At 70.9% G+C, this 15,988-nt stretch carries 14 protein-coding genes; 11 read left to right on the forward strand and 3 right to left on the reverse strand.

Annotated elements, in window-relative coordinates; translation table 11 throughout:
• Entirely contained in the window at positions 1-3,024 is a 3,024-nt protein-coding gene (locus POF73_RS06860; protein WP_272113595.1) for an alpha-mannosidase, read from the forward strand.
• 91 nt (positions 3,025-3,115) lie between these two features.
• Positions 3,116-3,931, forward strand: coding sequence for an N-acetylmuramoyl-L-alanine amidase (locus POF73_RS06865; RefSeq protein WP_272113596.1), 816 nt, complete (start codon positions 3,116-3,118; stop codon positions 3,929-3,931).
• 63 nt (positions 3,932-3,994) lie between these two features.
• Here the strand turns inward: POF73_RS06865 and POF73_RS06870 are convergent, their stop codons facing one another.
• The gene (locus POF73_RS06870; protein WP_272113766.1) at positions 3,995-4,699 is read right to left on the reverse strand and encodes a FadR/GntR family transcriptional regulator; all 705 of its coding nucleotides are present in this window, start codon (positions 4,697-4,699) and stop codon (positions 3,995-3,997) included.
• Positions 4,700-4,880: 181 nt separating this feature from the next.
• Between POF73_RS06870 and POF73_RS06875 the strand changes: the two genes are divergently transcribed.
• The 8 genes from POF73_RS06875 to POF73_RS06910 are packed head-to-tail and all read left to right on the forward strand — an operon-like array spanning position 4,881 to position 12,777.
• A complete protein-coding gene (locus POF73_RS06875) occupies positions 4,881-5,951 on the forward strand; it encodes a sugar ABC transporter substrate-binding protein (protein ID WP_272113597.1) in 1,071 nt (356 codons plus the stop codon).
• Positions 5,948-7,462, forward strand: coding sequence for a sugar ABC transporter ATP-binding protein (locus tag POF73_RS06880; protein WP_272113598.1), 1,515 nt, complete (start codon positions 5,948-5,950; stop codon positions 7,460-7,462). The genes POF73_RS06875 and POF73_RS06880 overlap by 4 nt, the downstream gene beginning before the upstream one ends.
• On the forward strand, positions 7,455-8,480 hold the full coding sequence (locus tag POF73_RS06885; protein ID WP_272113599.1) for an ABC transporter permease: 1,026 nt from the start codon (positions 7,455-7,457) through the stop codon (positions 8,478-8,480). The genes POF73_RS06880 and POF73_RS06885 overlap by 8 nt, the downstream gene beginning before the upstream one ends.
• 38 nt (positions 8,481-8,518) lie before the next feature.
• Complete coding sequence (locus POF73_RS06890) at positions 8,519-9,874, forward strand: L-fuconate dehydratase (protein ID WP_272113600.1); 1,356 nt, start codon at positions 8,519-8,521, stop codon at positions 9,872-9,874.
• Positions 9,871-10,626, forward strand: a complete 756-nt coding sequence (locus tag POF73_RS06895; RefSeq protein WP_272113601.1) for an SDR family NAD(P)-dependent oxidoreductase — start codon at positions 9,871-9,873, stop codon at positions 10,624-10,626. Before POF73_RS06890 ends, POF73_RS06895 begins: the two co-directional genes overlap by 4 nt.
• The gene (locus POF73_RS06900) at positions 10,623-11,594 is read left to right on the forward strand and encodes an aldo/keto reductase (RefSeq protein ID WP_272113602.1); all 972 of its coding nucleotides are present in this window, start codon (positions 10,623-10,625) and stop codon (positions 11,592-11,594) included. The genes POF73_RS06895 and POF73_RS06900 overlap by 4 nt, the downstream gene beginning before the upstream one ends.
• Positions 11,591-11,938, forward strand: a complete 348-nt coding sequence (locus POF73_RS06905) for an L-rhamnose mutarotase (RefSeq protein WP_272113603.1) — start codon at positions 11,591-11,593, stop codon at positions 11,936-11,938. Before POF73_RS06900 ends, POF73_RS06905 begins: the two co-directional genes overlap by 4 nt.
• The gene (locus POF73_RS06910; protein ID WP_272113604.1) at positions 11,935-12,777 is read left to right on the forward strand and encodes an amidohydrolase family protein; all 843 of its coding nucleotides are present in this window, start codon (positions 11,935-11,937) and stop codon (positions 12,775-12,777) included. The genes POF73_RS06905 and POF73_RS06910 overlap by 4 nt, the downstream gene beginning before the upstream one ends.
• A 30-nt stretch (positions 12,778-12,807) precedes the next feature.
• Here the strand turns inward: POF73_RS06910 and POF73_RS06915 are convergent, their stop codons facing one another.
• Both POF73_RS06915 and POF73_RS06920 read right to left on the reverse strand, forming a co-directional pair.
• Positions 12,808-13,197: a cupin domain-containing protein gene (locus tag POF73_RS06915; RefSeq protein ID WP_272113605.1), complete on the reverse strand. Its 390-nt coding sequence runs from the start codon at positions 13,195-13,197 to the stop codon at positions 12,808-12,810.
• A 9-nt stretch (positions 13,198-13,206) separates the two neighbouring features.
• Positions 13,207-14,628 (reverse strand): lipase maturation factor family protein, encoded by a 1,422-nt coding sequence (locus tag POF73_RS06920; RefSeq protein WP_272113606.1) that lies wholly within the window; start codon positions 14,626-14,628, stop codon positions 13,207-13,209.
• Positions 14,629-14,770: 142 nt separating this feature from the next.
• On the opposite strand from POF73_RS06920, the gene POF73_RS06925 reads away from it, so the two are divergent.
• A complete protein-coding gene (locus POF73_RS06925) occupies positions 14,771-15,967 on the forward strand; it encodes a DUF6777 domain-containing protein (RefSeq protein WP_272113607.1) in 1,197 nt (398 codons plus the stop codon).
• The last annotated feature ends 21 nt before the right edge of the window (positions 15,968-15,988 follow it).

Here is a 15,988-nt window from a genome sequence, read left to right on the forward strand (position 1 = left end):
ATGCATGACGACCGCAGCCTGGTCGAAGCCCGTCTCAAGCGCGTCCTGGACGAGCGCGTCCGCCCCGCCGTGTACCCGGAGTCCGTGCCGCTGGAGGTGGCGGTGTGGCATGCGCCCGGCGAGCCGGTGCCGGTCGGCGAGGGGCTCGCCGCCGAGCCCGAGCCGATCGAGGTGGGCGCCCGCTGGGGTGCTCCCTGGGGCACCAGCTGGTTCCGGGTCACCGGGACCGTGCCCGAGGCGTGGGCCGGGCGGACGGTGGAGGCGCTGCTCGACCTCGGGTTCGACGAGAACATGCCCGGCTTCCAGTGCGAGGGCCTGGTGTACCGGCCGGACGGCACGCCGGTGAAGGGCCTCAACCCGCGCAACCAGTGGGTCCGGGTCGGGGCTCCCGTCGAGGGCGGCGAGGAGGTGCGGCTGCACATCGAGGCCGCCTCCAACCCCGTCATCCTCGACTACCACCCCTTCCTGCCGACCCGGCTCGGCGACCAAGCGACCGCGGGCAGCGCACCGCAGTACACGCTCACCCGCATGGACCTCGCCGTCTTCGACGAGACGGTGTGGCAGCTCGTCCTCGACCTGGAGGTGCTCGGCGAGCTGATGGCCGAGCTGCCGGTGGAGTCGGCGCGCCGCTGGGACATCCTGCGGGCGGTCGAGAAGGCACTGGACGCCATCGACCTCCAGGACGTGAACGGGACGGCGGCGCAGGCACGGGTGCGACTGGAGACGGTCCTGTCCGAGCCGGCCGTGCCCTCCGCCCATCGCATCAGCGCCGTCGGCCACGCCCATATCGACTCGGCGTGGCTGTGGCCGCTGCGTGAGACGGTGCGCAAGGTGGCCCGTACGACGTCCAACATGACCGCGCTGCTGGACGACGAGCCGGAATTCGTGTTCGCGATGTCCCAGGCCCAGCAGTGGGCCTGGGTGAAGGAGCACCGGCCCGAGGTGTGGGCGCGGGTGAAGAAGGCGGTCGCCGACGGGCGGTTCGTGCCGGCCGGCGGGATGTGGGTGGAGTCGGACACCAACATGCCCGGTTCGGAGGCGATGGCCCGGCAGTTCGTGCACGGCAAGCGGTTCTTCCTCGACGAGTTCGGCATCGAGAACGACGAGGCCTGGCTGCCCGACACCTTCGGCTTCGCCGCCGGACTGCCCCAGATCATCAAGGCGGCCGGCTCCAAGTGGCTGCTGACGCAGAAGATCTCCTGGTCGCAGACCAACAAGTTCCCGCACCACACCTTCCGCTGGGAGGGGATCGACGGCACCCGGATCTTCACCCACTTTCCGCCCGTCGACACCTACAACTGCTCCATGAAGGGCAGCGAGATCGCCCACGCGGCCCGCAACTTCAAGGACAAGGGAGTCGCCCGGCACTCCCTCGCCCCCACCGGCTGGGGCGACGGAGGCGGCGGCACGACCCGCGAGATGGTCGGCAAGGCGGCACGGCTGCGCGACCTCGAAGGCTCCGCGACCGTCGTCTGGGAGAGCCCGGAGGAGTTCTTCAGGAAGGCCGAGGCCGAGTACCCCGACGCGCCCGTCTGGGTCGGCGAGCTCTACCTTGAACTCCATCGCGCCACCCTCACCAGCCAGGCGAAGACCAAGCAGGGCAACCGCCGCAGCGAACACCTCCTGCGCGAGGCGGAGCTGTGGGCCGCCACGGCCGCCGTGCGCACCGGATTCCCTTACCCGTACGAGGAGTTGGACCGCATCTGGAAGACGGTGCTGCTGCACCAGTTCCATGACATCCTGCCCGGCTCGTCCATCGCATGGGTACACCGGGAGGCCCGCGCGACCTACGAGCGCCTCGCCGGGGAACTCACCGCGATCATCGAGTCGGCCCAGCGGGCCCTGGCGGGCGAGGGCGGGACCGAGCTCGTCTTCAACGCCGCCCCGCACCCGCGCGAGGGCGTACCGGCGGGTGGTGCGCACACCCCGGTGACCGAAGGCCGGACGGCACGCACGGAACGTCCGGGCGGCGGCTTCGTCCTCGACAACGGCCTGCTGCGGATCGAGATCGACGCTCAGGGCCTGGTCGTCTCGGCCTACGACATCGATGCGGACCGCGAGACGATCGCCCCGGACCGGCGCGCGGGCCTCCTTCAGCTCCACCCCGACTTCCCGAACATGTGGGACGCCTGGGACGTGGACGAGTTCTACCGGCACACGGTCACCGACCTCACCGACGTGGACGAGATCGCCCCTGGCGACGACGAGGCGGCGGTGCGGATCGTGCGGTCCTTCGGCGCCTCGCGCGTCACCCAGCACCTCTCCCTCGCGGCGGGGGAGCGGCGGCTGCTGATCGACACGGAGGTCGACTGGCACGAGACGGAGAAGTTCCTGAAGCTGGCCTTCCCGCTCGACGTGCACGCGGAGCGGTACGCGTCCGAGACCCAGTTCGGGCACTTCTTCCGCCCCACGCACACCAACACCAGCTGGGAGGCGGCCAAGTTCGAGGCCTGCAACCACCGCTTCGTCCAGCTGGAGGAGCCGGGCTGGGGCGTCGCCGTCGTCAACGACTCGACGTACGGCCACGACGTGACCCGCACGGTCCGCACCGACGGCGACCACGGGACGACCACCACGGTCCGGGTCTCCCTCCTGCGCGCCCCGCGCTTCCCCGACCCCGAGACCGACCAGGGCGTCCACCGCTTCCGGCACGCCCTGGTGCCGGGCGCGGGCATCGCGGACGCGGTGCGCGAGGGCTGGCGGATCAATCTGCCGGAGCGCAGGGTCGCGGGCGCCCGTGAGGTGGCGCCGCTGGTGACCGTGGACCAGGACGCGGTCGTCGTCACCGCCGTCAAGCTGGCCGACGACGGCAGCGGGGACGTGGTGGTACGCCTCCACGAGGCATACGGCGGCCGGGCGCGCGCCACGCTGACCGCCGGCTTCGAGGTCGCGGACGTCACGGCGACGGATCTGCTGGAACGCCCGCTGCCCGAGACCCCGTCGTACGAAGGCGGTCGAGTCGCCCTGCGGCTGCGGCCGTTCGAACTGATGACCTTGCGGCTGCGGCGGGCCGAGGCCCACTGAGGGTGAATTACGGAGCGTTTGTCGCGTAGTGGCGGGCAACTGGTCTCACACTCAAAGGGGTTGGCGTTCTACCAGCGCCTTGGAGGCAACCTTGAAGCTCGTCACGCGCGACCAGCTCGGCTGGCCCGCATCAGCCGCACCGACACAGACCTCGACCCAGGGCGTGAAGGTGCACTACGAAGGCACGACGGTCAGCGTCGAACTCCTCGACGACCATGACCTCTGCATCGCCGAATGGAAGGCGATCCGGGTAACCCATCTCGCCGACAAGAAGCAGAACTACTCCGACATCGCCTACAACTACGGCGCCTGCCCGCACGGTTACCTCCTGGAGGGCCGCGGCCTCGGCAAGCGCACCGGCGCGAACGGCAACCAGCCCCTCAACCGCGGGCACTACGCGATCCTCGGCCTGGTCGGCGACGAGGGGCTGACCCAGCCGACGGACGCCATGCTGGACGCGATCCGCGACGGCATCGAGCTGCTGCGCCGCCACGGTGCCGGCGAAGAGATCAAGGGGCACCGGGACGGCCTGGCCACGGAGTGCCCGGGGGAGCACCTGTACGCCTGGGTGAAGAAGGGCGCCCCGCGGCCCGGTGGCTCGACCCCCGTTCCCGGCCCGCGGACGGTGGTCGATGTGTCGAAGCTGGTCGCCGCGGCCCTGCATGATCCGGCCAAGGCGGGCACGCCGGTGTCGTACCCGGGCGTGAAGACCGTGGAGAAGGCGCTCGTCGCCGAGGGCCTCCTCGAATCGAGGTTCGCGGACGGCCACTTCGGAACGACGACCGTCAAGGCGTATGCCGCCTGGCAGCGCCACTGCGGTTTCAGCGGCGACGACGCCAACGGCATCCCCGGCCAGAGGTCACTGGAGAAGCTCGGACGGGAACACGGCTTCGACGTGAAGGCCTAGTCCGGTCATGAGGCCGTTCCCCTCGCACGGGAGGTGAGGGGGAACGGCCCTCGGCGTTGGCGGTCAGCCGCCGCCGAGCTGTGCCCGCAGCCACTCCTCCACCTCGCCCACGTGCGCCGCCGCTGCGGCTCGGGCCGCCTCCGGGTCGCGGGCGACCAGGGCGCGGTGGATCGCGGCGTGTTCGCGTCGGGTGCGGGCGAAGGCGCCCTCCTCCTGGTAGCCGCGCCAGACGCGCGCGCGAAAGGTGCGGGAGGACAGGCCCTCCAGGATCGCGGCCATGGTGTCGTTGCCGGCGGCGCTCGCGATCACGCGGTGGAAGGCCAGGTCGTGGGCGAGGATCTCCTCGGGGTCGTCCGTGGCGTTCATCGCCGTGAGGTGTTTCTCGACCTCCGCGAGCTGGTCCGCAGTGATCCGCGCCGCCGCCAGGGCCGTCGCCGTCGACTCCAGGATGCGCCGCACCTCCAGCAGCTCCACCAGCCGCGGGCCCCGTGACAGATCGGCCACCACGCCGAACGTCTCCAGCAGGTCGCCCGCCTCCAGCTGGGTGACGTAGATGCCCGAACCGTGCCTGGCCTCCAGTACCCCCAGCACCGTCAGCGCGCGGATCGCCTCCCGCATCGAGCTGCGGGAGATGCCCAGCTGCGCCGCCAGATCCCGCTCGGTCGGCAGCCGCTGCCCCGGCTCAAGGCGGCCCTCCGCGATCATCGCCTTGATCTGCTCGATGGCGCGCTGCGTCACGGTGCCCTTCTGCGGGGCTGTCTCGTCCACGTTCACGCCATTCCTCCTGTCACCGGTGCGCGCAGTCTAACCAGCGAGGTGGTCCGACCAATACAGTCGCGATGCCGGAAAATCTGCCGCTGGAGGGTGTTCTTCCTCGGAAGTGGTCTGATAAATATGCGGGCATCTGCTCGAACCAAGTGCTCGAACACGCTCAACGAGGAGCCGCCAGATGCACGGCACTACAGCGCGGAAGCAGAACAGGTCACGGATGGTCGGGGCGGTGTGCGCGGTCGCCGGCGCATCGCTCGTCCTCGCCGCGTGCGGCAGCACCAAGGACACCGGCGCGTCGAGCGCCGAGGGCGGCGGCAGCGGCAAGGTCGGGGTGATCCTGCCCCTGCTGACCTCGCCGTTCTGGCAGTCGTACAACGACTACGTGCCGAAGATGGCCGATTCCGAGGGCGTCGACACGCTCAAGACGGTCAACTCCAACAGCGACCCTTCCCAGCAGATCACCGACATCAACAACCAGCTCACCCAGGGCGTCAAGGGCCTGGTCGTCGCCCCGCTGGACAGCGCCGCCATCGAGGCCGGCCTCGACCAGGCGGAGCGCAAGGGCGTACCGGTCGTCGCCGTCGACGTGGCGCCCGACAAGGGCAAGGTCGCGATGGTGGTGCGGGCCGACAACGTGGCCTACGGCGAGAAGGCCTGCCAGTACCTCGGGAAGCAGATCCCCTCCGGCAAGGTCGTGCAGATCATGGGCGACCTCGCCTCGGTCAACGGCCGCGACCGCTCCGAGGCCTTCCGGGCCTGTGTGAAGAAGAACTTCCCGGGGCTCAAGGTCCTGGAGATACCGGCCAAGTGGGAGTCCGACGCCGCGGCCTCCAAACTGGACACCCTCCTGAACGCCAACCCCGACATCAAGGGCATCTACCTGCAGGCCGGCGGCGTCTACCTCGCCCCGACCCTCCAGACCCTCAAGTCCAAGGGAATGCTGAAGAAGGCCGGACAGGACGGGCACATCGCGATCGTCTCCAACGACGGCATCCCGCAGGAGTACGACGCCATCCGCAAGGGCGAGATCGACGCGACCGTCTCCCAGCCCGCCGACCTGTACGCCAAGTACGGCATGTACTACATCAAGGCGGCGATGGAGGGGAAGAAGTTCGAGCCCGGTCCCACCGACCACGACTCGACCATCGTCAAGCTGCCCAGCGGCATCCTGGAGGACCAGCTGCCCGCCCCGCTGGTCACCAAGGACAACGTCGACGACCCCAAGCTCTGGGGCAACACGGTCAAATGAGTACGCCCGTGATCACCCCCCTCGTCGAGGCACGCGACATCGTCAAGCGCTACGGCCCCACCACCGCTCTCGCCGACGGACGGCTCACCGTGCTGCCCGGGGAGTCGCACGCCCTCGTCGGCCGCAACGGCGCCGGCAAGTCGACCCTGGTCCAGATCCTCACCGGACTCCAGGCCGCCGACGAGGGTGAGGTCCGCTTCGACGGCGAGCCCGCGCCCTCGCCGGCCGACCGTGACGCATGGCGCCGCAAGGTGGCCTGCGTCTACCAGAAGCCCACCGTCGTCCCCGAGCTGACGGTCGCCGAGAACCTGTACGTCAACCGGCAGCCGCTCAACCGCGGCTTCATCAGCTGGCGCAGGCTGCGCGCGGAGGCCGCCGAACTCCTCGCCACCTGGGACGTGCACGTCGACCCCGAGGCCCGCACCGCCGACCTCAAGGTCGAGGACCGCCAAATGGTGGAGATCGCAAGGGCGTTGAGCTTCGGCGCCCGCTTCATCATCCTCGACGAGCCCACCGCACAGCTCGACAAGCGTGAGATCGAGCGGCTGTTCACCCGCATGCGGGCGCTCCAGGACTCCGGCGTCACCTTCCTGTTCATCTCGCACCACCTCCAGGAGGTGTACGAGGTCTGCCAGACCGTCACGGTCCTGCGTGACGCCCGCTGGATCACCACCGCCCCGGTCGCCGAACTCCCGCGCCGGGCCCTGGTGGAGGCCATGGCGGGGGAGTCCCTGGAGGTCATCGCCGAACAGGCCGTTGACCCGAGGGACGTCGACCACGACGCCCCCGTCCTCCTCGAAGCGCGCGGACTCACCTCACCGGCGTACCAGGGCATCGACCTCACCGTCCGGCGCGGCGAGGTCGTCGGGCTCGCCGGGATCAGCGGCAGCGGGAAGGTCGAGCTCGCCGAGTCCTTCGCCGGGCTGCACACCCCGACCGGTGGGACGGTCCAACTGGGCGGCGAGCGGCTGCCGTTCGGCGATGTGCAGGTCGCCCTCAGGGCCGGCGTCGCCTGTGTGCCGCGCGACCGGCACGACCAGGGCCTGGTCGCCGGCATGACCATCGGCGACAACGCCACCATGAGCGTCCTGGAGCGGCTCGGCCGCTTCGGTTTCGTCGGCACTGAACGCAAGCGCGGCCTGGCCACTGCCCTCATCGAACGCCTCGACATTCACACCGAGGGCCCCGACCAGCCCGTCTCCGACCTGTCCGGCGGCAACGCGCAGAAGGTCGTCATGGCCCGCGCGCTGGCCTCCGAACCCCGGCTGCTCGTGCTGATCAACCCCACCGCGGGCGTCGACGTGAAGTCCAAGGAATCCCTGCTGGCCCGGGTGGACAGCGCCCGTGAGGACGGCATCGCCGTGCTCGTCGTCTCCGACGAACTCGACGACCTGCGCCGCTGCGACCGCGTCCTCGTCCTGTTCCACGGCCGTGTCGTCGCCGAGCACCCGGCGGGCTGGCGCGACCACGAGCTGATCGCCTCCATCGAAGGAGTGGACCACCATGGCTGACACCAAGGCCCCACCGGCCCTGCCCGTGAAGGTGCCGGACGCCCGTGCCGCCAGGACGGTCCTGCTCCGCCGCGCACGCGAACTCGCCCTGGTTCCCGCCCTGTTGCTCCTCATGGCGCTCGGCGCGGTGGTCAACGACTCGTTCCTCACCGAGCGGAACCTGATCTCGATCCTCGGCGCGTCCGCCGCGCTGGCGATGGTCGTGCTGGCCGAGTCGCTCGTCCTGATCACCGGCAAGTTCGACCTGTCGCTGGAATCGGTCGTCGGCATCGCGCCCGCCGTCGGCGCGCTCCTCGTGCTGCCCGCCGCCCAGTCCGGCTGGGGCACCGAACTCCCCGCCGCCCTCTCCCTGCTGGCGATCCTGCTGGTGGGCGCGGCCGTGGGTGCCTTCAACGGCGTCCTGGTCGTGAAGTTCAAGCTCAACGCGTTCATCGTGACGCTGGCGATGCTGATCGTCCTGCGCGGGCTGCTGGTCGGCGCGACCAAGGGCAAGACGCTGTTCGGGATGCCCGAGAGCTTCTACTCCCTGGCCACCACGACCTTCATCGGCATCCCGATGTCGGTGTGGCTCGCGGCGGCCGCCTTCGCGATCGCCGGGTTCGTGCTCAAGTACCACCGCATCGGACGCGCCCTGTACGCCATCGGCGGCAACGCGGACGCCGCCCGCGCGGCCGGCATCCGGGTCGAGCGCGTGATGCTCGGCGTGTTCGTCGTGGCAGGCACCCTCGCGGCCGTCGGCGGCATCATCCAGACGGGCTACGTCGGCGCGATCAGCGCCAACCAGGGCAACAACATGATCTTCACCGTGTTCGCGGCCGCGGTGATCGGAGGCATCAGCCTCGACGGCGGCAAGGGCACCATGTTCGGCGCCCTGACCGGCGTACTCCTGCTGGGTGTCGTCCAGAACCTGCTCACCCTCGCCCAGGTCCCGTCGTTCTGGATCCAGGCCATCTACGGCGGAATCATCCTGATCGCCCTCATGATCGCCCGTGTCACGACGGGCCGGGCCCAGGACTGACCCCGGCTGCCCACTGCCCCCTGACGGAAAGGACTTCAGTGTCCCAGGCCCCCGGCACCTCCACCCGCGTCACCGCGGTCGACACCTATGACATCCGCTTCCCCACCTCGCGCGAGCTCGACGGCTCCGACGCGATGAACCCCGACCCCGACTACTCGGCGGCGTACGTCGTGCTGCGCACCGACGCGGCCGACGGGCACGAGGGGCACGGGTTCAGCTTCACCATCGGGCGGGGCAACGAGGTCCAGGTCGCCGCGATCGAGGCGCTGCGCGCCCATGTCGTGGGCCGGTCCGTCGATGAGCTGTGCGCCGACCCGGGGACCCTCAACCGCGACCTGATCGGCGACAGCCAGCTGCGCTGGCTCGGCCCCGAGAAGGGCGTGATGCACATGGCGATCGGCGCGGTCATGAACGCCGTGTGGGACCTGGCCGCCAAGCGGGCCGAGAAGCCCCTGTGGCGGCTCCTCGCCGACGCCGACCCGGAGTGGATCGTCCGGCAGATCGACTTCCGGTACATCACCGACGCGCTCACGCCCGAAGAGGCGCTGGCCATCCTGCGCCGGGGGCGCGAGGGCGCGCAGGAGCGCGTGGCCCAGCTCATGGAGCACGGCTACCCCGCGTACACCACCTCCGCCGGGTGGCTCGGCTACGACGACGAGAAGCTCACCCGCCTCGCCGCCGAGGCCGTCGCCGACGGCTTCCGCCAGATCAAGCTGAAGGTCGGCGCCGACCTGGAGGACGACGTACGGCGCTGCCGTGTCGCCCGCGAGGTCGTCGGGCCCGGCATCCGCATGGCGATCGACGCCAACCAGCGCTGGGACGTGGCCGAGGCGATCCGCTGGACCAAGGCCCTCGCTCAGTTCGACCCGTACTGGATCGAGGAGCCCACCAGCCCGGACGACGTCCTCGGGCACGCCGCCGTCCGTGAGGCCGTCGCCCCGGTCAAGGTCGCCACCGGCGAGCACGTGCAGAACCGGGTCGTCTTCAAGCAACTCCTCCAGGCCGGCGCCCTCGACGTCCTCCAGATCGACGCGGCCCGCGTCGGCGGCGTCAACGAGAACCTCGCCATCCTGCTGCTCGCCGCCAAGTTCGGCGTGCCCGTGTGCCCGCACGCGGGCGGCGTCGGACTCTGCGAACTCGTCCAGCACCTGTCGATGTTCGACTACGTGGCCGTCACCGGCACCACCGAGGACCGTGTCATCGAGTACGTCGACCATCTGCACGACCACTTCCTCGACCCGGTGCTGATCAGGGAAGGTCACTACACGGCACCCACCGCGCCCGGCTTCTCGGCGGCCATGCGGCCCGAGTCGATCGCGCGGTACACGTTCCCGGACGGCGCCTTCTGGGCCGCCGACCTCAAGACCGCCCAAGAGAAGGGGCACGCGGCATGAGCGACTTCGAGGGTCTCAAGGCGCTGGTGACGGGAGGCGCCTCCGGCATCGGCCGGGCCACCGCCGAACTCCTCGCCGCACGCGGCGCCCAGGTCGCCGTACTCGACCTGGACCCGTCCTCCGTCGACAAGCCGTTGCTCGCCTTCCGCGCCGACGTGACCGACGACGCCTCGGTGCGCGAGGCCGTGGCCGCCGCTGTCGCCGAGCTCGGCGGGCTGGACGTGGTGGTGAACAATGCCGGGATCGGCGCTCAGGGCACCGTCGAGGACAATGACGACGCCGAGTGGCACCGGGTCATGGACGTCAATGTCATCGGCATGGTGCGGGTCGCACGCGCCGCCCTCCCGCATCTGCGCGACTCCACGCACGCGGCGATCGTCAACACCTGCTCCATCGCGGCCACGGCGGGGCTCCCGCAGCGGGCGCTGTACAGCGCGACCAAGGGCGCCGTGTACTCCCTCACCCTCGCCATGGCCGCCGACCACGTCCGCGAGGGCATCCGCGTCAACTGCGTCAACCCCGGCACGGTGGACACCCCCTGGGTCGGACGGCTGCTGTCCCGAGCTCCCGACCCGGCCGCCGAACGCGCCGCCCTGGAGGCCCGCCAGCCCACCGGCCGCCTCGTCTCGGCCGCCGAGGTCGCGGGCGCCGTCGCCTACCTCGCGAGCCCGCTCTCCGGCGCCACCACCGGTACCGCCCTCGCTGTCGACGGCGGCATGCAGGGCCTGCGCCTCAGGCCGGTCGGCCGGTGAACCGCCTCGGCCGCACCGACGTCGAGGTCAGCCCGCTGGCCTTCGGCGGGGCCGCCATCGGCAACCTCTACAGCGAGGTCGGCGAGCAGCAGGCGCACGAGGCGGTGGACGCGGCATGGCAGCGCGGCATCCGCTACTTCGACACGGCCCCGCACTACGGCCTCGGCCTGTCCGAACGGCGCCTCGGCGCGGCGCTGCGGGAGCACCCGCGCGACGCGTACACGATCTCCACCAAGGTCGGCCGCCGCCTGGAACCGGTGCCCGACCCGACGGGCGACGACCTGGCCAACGGTTTCGCAGTCCCCGCCGACCAGCGCCGCGTCTGGGACTTCAGCGCGGACGGCGTACGACGCAGCCTGGAGGGGAGCCTGGAGCGGCTCGGCCTCGACCGCGTCGACGTCGTCTACCTCCACGACCCCGACGACCATGCCGAACAGGCCTTCCGCGAGGGCTATCCGGCGCTGGAGCAGTTGCGCTCCGAGGGCGTGGTGGGCGCGATCGGCGCCGGGATGAACCAGGCCGAGATGCTCACCCGCTTCGTCACCGACACCGACGTCGACGTGGTGCTGTGCGCCGGCCGCTACACGCTGCTGGACCAGAGCGCGCTCGACGACCTGCTGCCCGTGGCGGTCGAGTGCCACACCTCCGTCGTCGTCGGCGGTGCCTTCAACTCCGGCCTCCTGGCCGATCCGAGGCCCGACGCGACGTACAACTACGCGCAAGTCCAGCAGGAGTTGCTGGACCGCGCACTGCGCCTGAAGTCCCTCGCCGACCGCCACGGCATCACCCTGCGGGCCGCCGCCCTCGCCTTCTGCGCCGCGCACCCGGCCGTCGCGAGCGTCCTCGTGGGTGTCAGGTCGGCCGACGAAGTCCGGGACTGTGCCGAGCAGTTCGCGACGGAGGTGCCGATGGCGTTCTGGCAGGAACTGCTGGAGTCCGGCCTGCTGTCCGACAAGGAAGCTTCATGAGAATCGCCCTGCACACCAAGGTCCGCGCGGACCGGATCGCCGAGTACGAGGCCGCCCGCCAGGAGGTGCCGGTCGAGCTGACCGATGCCATCCGCGCCGCCGGGGCGATCTCCTGGACGATCGGGCGGTGGGGGTCCCCCCGCGCGAGCGCATTCGAGCGTGGAGGCACTGACCTCTTCCATGTCCTGGACTGCGAGGACTACGGCCGCCTCCTCGCCGAGCTGGAGAAGCTCCCGGTCAACGTGGCCTGGCCGGCCCGCATGGCCGAACTGCTCGACGTGGTGCACGACTACTCCGACGAGGGCGCGGACGCCGGCCTCCCCGTCGTAGGGGAGCTGCCGTGACCGTCGTCGACGCACACCACCACGTCTGGGACCTGTCGGTGCGGGACCAGGACTGGATCACGGGCCCCGAACTCCGGCCGCTGAGGCGGAACTTCACCGTCGCCGACCTGGCCCCCGAGGCCCGGGCAGCGGGCGTCGAGCGCACCGTCCTCGTCCAGACGGTCACGGTCGCCGAGGAGACCCCGGAGTTCCTCGCCCTCGCCTCCGCACATGAACTGATCGCCGGAGTCGTCGGCTGGACCGACCTCACCCGCCCGGACGTCGCCGACGAACTCGCCCGGCTGCGGGAACTGCCCGGCGGGCCGTACCTCAAGGGGATCCGCCACCAGGTGCAGGGCGAGCCCGACCCGGAGTGGCTGCTGCGTGCGGACGTACGGCGCGGGCTGACGGCCGTGGCGGACGCGGGGCTGGTCCACGACCTGGTCGTGCTGCCGCACCAGCTGCCGGCCTGCGTCAAGGCCGCCGCGGACCACCCGGACCTCACCTTCGTCCTGGACCACCTCGGCAAACCGCCCATCGCCTCCGGCGAGCGGGAGCCCTGGGAAACCGCCGTACGCTCATTCGCCGCCCTCTCCAACACCGTCTGCAAGCTCTCCGGCATGGTCACCGAGGCCGACCTCGCCTCCTGGACGGTCGACGACCTGCGCCCGTACGCCGATGTGGTCCTGGACGCGTTCGGCCCGGGCCGGTTGATGTTCGGATCGGACTGGCCGGTGTGCACGCTCGCGGCGACGTACGGTCAAGTGCTGGATGCCGCAGGGGAGTTGACCGGTGCGCTCTCCGACGCCGAACGCACACGGCTTTTCGCGGGCACCGCCGCCCAGGTCTACGGTCTTTGACGGCGGCCCGCTCGGCAGCGCCTGCCCGTCTCAGCTCCGTTCCGGCCCGTCGACGTTGAAGGTCGACTCTCCTCCGGCGCCGGCTCGGACGACGATGATGTCGGCGGCCTCGGCCGAAGGGTTGCTCTCTCGGTGAACGGCGCCCTTGGGGACATGGATGAAGTCGCCGGGGCCCGCCTCCACCGTGTTCGCGCCGTCCGGGCCGAACTCCATGCGCAGCGCGCCGGTGAGGACGTAGATCACTGATTCCCAGTCGCCGTGGTGGTGCCAGCCGGAGACCATGCCGGCCTCGGTGCGGACGTAACCCGACCATGTCGCCTCGGTGGCGAACGCCTCCTGCCGGTCCATCCCCGGAGTCGGGGGCCCCGGCCTACGGTCGCGGGGCGTGACGACCCTTACCTGATCCTGCTGACCGTCCATGACAACTCCTCACGATCTTTGAGCCACCCCCGCCAGCCGCGTGGGCGGCAGATACTCCCGCACATACACCCGTTCCCAGCACGCCCCCGTCTCCCGCAGCTCACGCCAGGTCGTGTAGCGGTAGCGGAAGAGACGGGCGCGGATGTGACGGGGCGGCTCGTCGGGCGGGAACGGCGAGCGGCGCAGCAGCTTCAGGGTGTCGCGGTCGTTCTCCAGGAGCCGCTCCACCAGGGCACCGAACCACGCCCCGGCGTACGCGGGCGACAGGGCGGCGAACCACATCAGCCAGTCCAGCCGGAGGTGGTACGGCGCGAACTGGCGCGGCCAGCGCCGGGGATCGCCGGGCTTGCCCTTGAACTCGTACTCCCGCCAGTCCGAGTCCTCACGCGGCACGTCGTCGGCGGTGCCCTCGATCACCACCTCGTACCGGATCCTGCTGACGCTGCCGAAGGCGCCGTAGGTGTTGACCAGATGGAGCGGGTCGAAGGAGCGGTTCATGACCTGGCGGCGGGAGATCATGTTGGCGACCGGGTGATAGCTCAGGAGGACGAGGAGCGCCGCGACCGCGAGCACCACGACCTCGTACCACAGCGGCGCGCCCGGCACGGAGGGCGCACCACTCGGGAACCGCAGCGCCGACAGGGCCAGCACGATGGTGATCCAGTTCAGCCAGGAGAAGTTGCCGGACAGGACCAGCCACAGCTGGGTGAGGATCATCAGCGAGGCGGCTGCCGTCGCGATCGGCTGCGGAGTGAAGAGGAGGACGGGCACGACGAGTTGGGTGAAGTGGTTGGCGGCCACCTCGACGCGGTGCAGCGGCTTCGGCAGATGGTGGAAGAACCAGCTCAGCGGGCCCGGCATCGGCTGGGTCTCGTGATGGTGGTCGAGGCAGGTCAGCTTCCGCCAGCAGGCGTCGCCGCGCATCTTGATCAGGCCCGCACCGAACTCGACCCGGAACAGGATCCAGCGCAGCAGGAACAGCACCACGATCGGCGGCGCCACCTCGTCGTTGCCGAGGAGGACGGCGAGGAAGCCGACCTCCAGCAACAGGGACTCCCAGCCGAACGAATACCAGGTCTGGCCGACGTTGACGATGGAGAGGTACAGCGCCCAGGGGATCAGCCACAGCAGCATCGCGGCCCACAGGGGCACCAGGGAGTCCAGCCCGGCCAGCAACGCCGCCGACACCGCGCAGCCGGCCCAGGCGCAGGCCGCGAAGAACCGGTCCGAGTAGTGGAGGTGGAACACGCTCGGGGCGGCCTTGAAGGGCACCCGGGCGACGAAGCGCGGCACGGGCAGCATGCCGCGCTCGCCCATGAGCGCCCGGAACTGCAGGGCCGCCGTCAGGAACGCGACGAGGTACACGCCGGCCAGAGCCCGCTGGAAGACCAGCCGACTCGTCCAGTAGTCCGGTGCGACGAACCAGTCCACGGCCCTACCCCTCCTTCTGTCATTGTCGCGCCAACCGACCCAGGTGACTCTCCGTATATCACCTCTCCGCTTGCGTAACCCAAGTGAGTGAAGCAGACAATGAGGGGCGAAATGCCCGTCAGTCGACAGTCGGTGGGAGGTCGTGGTGCGGACACCTACCCGATCCATCGTCACGGCCTGCACACTTTCGGCGGCCCTTTTCGCCGGCGGGTGCGCCGTCGACAGCGGCGAGAGCGCGACAACGGGCGGGGAGATCTTCCTCCAGCCCGCGGCGGCCCGGGGCCCGGACCCCTTCACGGACTCCACGGCGACCTCCACGGCCACCCCGTCGCCGGTCACCCGAACGCCGCGGCCGGCCCACTCGGGGCGGGCGGAACCGCAGTCCCTGTCCGGTGAGACGCCCGGTCTGTACGGCGGCACCCGAGGGACCGGGAGCTGCGATGTGCGGCGGCAGATCGAGCGGCTCACCGCCGACCGGGACAGGGCCCGCGGCTTCGCCCAGGCCGCGGGCGTCTCCCAGGCGTCGATCCCCGGCTATCTGCGCGGGCTGACCTCGGTCGTGCTGCGCGCCGACACCCGGGTCACCAACCACGGTTACCGCGACGGCCGTACGACCGGCTACCAGTCGGTCCTCCAGGCGGGCACCGCCGTCCTGGTCGACGACCACGGTGTGCCCCGGGTGCGCTGCGCCTGCGGCAATCCGCTCGCCCCGCCCGTCGGGACGCGCGGTGAGTCCGGCACCAGCGGGCGGGCCTGGTCCGGGTACCGGCCGAGCCAGGTGATCGTGGTGACCCCGGCGACCCGGGTGATCAACGACATCACGATCATCGACGTCGACGTCAACACCTGGATCGAGCGGCCGATCGGCCACCGGGGCCACGACCACGACCATGTCGTACCGCCGTCGAGCCCCCTGCCCCCGACGCCGCGGCCCGTGCCCCCGACCCGTGTCCCGCACCCGCATGACAGCGCCTCCGGCACCTGGCCCGGCGAGGACGGCACGCACGAGAGCGCGTCCCCGTCCGGCGAGTCCGCCTCGCCGGAGCAGTCGCCGAGCGGGTGCGTGCCCCCCACGGTCACCGTCACTCCCAGTGCCACCTCCGGCGCTGCTTCCGGTGCGGCCTCCGGTGCCGCGGACGACGCCAAGACCTCGTCGGCCCGCCGTGCCACCGACTGTCCGACGGCCACCGTCACGGCGTCGCCCGGGGTGTCCGAACCCGGGACCGAGCCCAGCACGCCCGGTACGCCCAGCGCGCCCGCCTCACCCGGGCTGGTCCCCGACGCGCCGCGCACCGTCGACAGCGTCTTCGGCAGCCCCACCGACGTCTTCGGCAGCTGACCGGTTCCGTCGCCCCAGTCG

It is taken from the genome of Streptomyces sp. HD (assembly GCF_028369295.1).
In the GTDB taxonomy this organism is placed as follows: Bacteria; Actinomycetota; Actinomycetes; order Streptomycetales; family Streptomycetaceae; genus Streptomyces.

Coding starts and splice junctions, on each gene's coding strand:
- POF73_RS06860 (WP_272113595.1), top strand. CDS start 1: ATGCATGACGACCGCAGCCTGGTCGAAGCCCGTCTCAAGCGCGTCCTG.
- POF73_RS06875 (WP_272113597.1), top strand. CDS start 4,881: ATGCACGGCACTACAGCGCGGAAGCAGAACAGGTCACGGATGGTCGGG.
- POF73_RS06880 (WP_272113598.1), top strand. CDS start 5,948: ATGAGTACGCCCGTGATCACCCCCCTCGTCGAGGCACGCGACATCGTC.
- POF73_RS06885 (WP_272113599.1), top strand. CDS start 7,455: ATGGCTGACACCAAGGCCCCACCGGCCCTGCCCGTGAAGGTGCCGGAC.
- POF73_RS06895 (WP_272113601.1), top strand. CDS start 9,871: ATGAGCGACTTCGAGGGTCTCAAGGCGCTGGTGACGGGAGGCGCCTCC.
- POF73_RS06905 (WP_272113603.1), top strand. CDS start 11,591: ATGAGAATCGCCCTGCACACCAAGGTCCGCGCGGACCGGATCGCCGAG.
- POF73_RS06915 (WP_272113605.1), bottom strand. CDS start 13,197: ATGGACGGTCAGCAGGATCAGGTAAGGGTCGTCACGCCCCGCGACCGT.